Source organism: Stenotrophomonas sp. GD03958 (assembly GCF_029839005.1).
GTDB lineage: Bacteria > Pseudomonadota > Gammaproteobacteria > Xanthomonadales > Xanthomonadaceae > Stenotrophomonas > Stenotrophomonas hibiscicola.
The window spans coordinates 1-2001 of sequence record NZ_JAOBZT010000143.1 but is presented as its reverse complement, the minus strand read 5'-3'; the positions used below and the strand labels follow the sequence as shown (position 1 = coordinate 2001).

Below are 2001 nucleotides of genomic sequence, written 5' to 3'. Positions count from 1 at the left end.
ACTGACCACCTGGCCGACCACGCTGCCGCCCTGGGAGGCAACAGACTGCGCGCCGATGGCGAGCTGGTTGGCCTGGCGGGCGTGTTCGGCATTCTGGCGCACGGTGGAGGTCAGTTCCTCCATTGAGGCTGCGGTTTCTTCCAGGTTGGCGGCCTGCTGCTCGGTGCGGCGTGACAGATCACTGTTGCCGGAGGCGATCTCGCCGGCGGCGAGCGTGATGCTCGAAGCGCTGGCCTGGATCTGGCCGACGATCTGGGTCAGCTGTGCGACGGTGGTGTTGGCATCGTCGCGCATCCGTGCGAACACGCCCTGGTAGTCGCCGTGCATGCGCGCGGTCAGGTCACCTTCGGCGATGGCCGACAGCAGCTGCGAGAGCTTGCCGAGGTTGTCATCGCTGACCGCCATCATCGAGTTGAGGTTTTCCAGCATGAGACGGAAATCGTGATCGAAGCGCTGCGCGTCGCCACGGCGGCTGAAGTCGCCCGCGGCAGCGGCACTGGCCAGCTGCTTGATCTCGGCATTGATGCGGCCGAGGTTGGCCTTGACCGTGTCGACGGTGGTGGTCATTGCGGCCTTTTCGCCGGGGTAGCGCGCGATGTCGCGGCTGAGGTCGCCGACCGCGTACTGCTGCACCACGTCCAGCACATCGTGCAGGGTCTGCACGTGGCTGCCGACCAGGGCGTTGGTCTCGTGCACCATCAGCCCGTACTCGCCGGGGAAGACACTGGCGTCGATGCGGTAACTCAGTTCGCCGGCATCGTGACGGCGGGCCATTTCGCGCTGGCCGCCGATGACCGCATGCAGCTGCTGCTGCATGCCGGACATGGCCTCCAGCAGGCGACCGGGTTCGTCATGCGGCTGCGGGCCGATATGGCTGTCCAGCTTGCCATTGGCGATGCCTTCGGCGACGGCGGTAGCCTGCCTCAGCGGGCGCGCGATACGGTTGCCGATGACCCAGCTCAGGGCCAGCACGATCAGCACCAGTACACCACCGGAGATCGCCATGATGGCGGTGAACACCAGCGCCTGCCGCTGCACGTCGTCCATGTAGACGCCGCTGCTGACCACCCAGTTCCACGGCGCGAACAGGCCGGCGTAGGCGACCTTCTCGACCTCGCCCTTGCTGCCCGGCTTGGCCCATCGATAGTTGACGAAGCCACCGCCGGCCTTGGCCGCTTCGACCTGGTCGTAATAGATGCGCACGCCGTCGTCGGTGCGGAAGTCCTTCATGTCCTTGCCGACCAGGTCCTTGCGGAACGGGTGCATCAGCAGGCGGTAGCCGGTGTCGTAGATGTTGAAGTAGTACGTATCGTTCTCGGCGCGCATCACTTCCAGGGCCTGCAACGCGGCGCTCTTCGCGGCGTCCTCGCTGAGTTCGCCGGTGCCGGCCAGACGGTGGTAGTGCTGGAGGATGCCGTAGCTGAGTTCGACCTGGGTCTTCAGCGCGGTCTTGCGGGTCTCGGTGAGGTCCAGGTACTGCATGCGGGCGGCGATCACCGACAGCGCGATCACGCCGAGCGCGATGAGCAGCGTCAGCAGGTTGAGCTTGCGCCGGACGGAGAGATTGCTGAAGTAGTGTTGCCAGCGATGCAGGAGATTCATCGAGCAGGACCAGGTCGAAACGGGCGGGCGGCGCCGAGCCGGTCACGGCGGGACAAGCGGTGACAACCCCGTTATCGGCCGCTGGGGCGGGGGATTGAGGTGCGGTGTCGGAACGTATTCAGGTTTCCTTGCAGCGGCGGCTGCGGCGCTGCCTGCGGCAGGCTTCTGAAGCAACGGCAACAGCAACGGCAACAGCAACAGCAACAGCAACAGCGGTTGGTCGGCGCTGGATTGTCAGTAAGTGGCTGGGCCGGGGTGGGCAGGCAGGACACGCCGTAAACCCGTCCTTGAAGTGACCCCCGAGACTTGGACAGGGGTCAGGCGGCCGATTGGGCCTGTTGGGTCTGCTCCCGGTACTGTACCGGGCTCAGGCCCTTCAATTTCAATTTGATTCGCTCT

General features: G+C 65.4%; 1 protein-coding gene. It reads right to left on the bottom strand.

From position 1 onward, the window contains the following. The coding region (locus tag N5C25_RS20455) for a methyl-accepting chemotaxis protein (protein ID WP_279937799.1) at positions 1–1602 on the bottom strand (1602 nt) is incomplete at its 3' end. Positions 1603–2001: the final 399 nt, after the last annotated feature.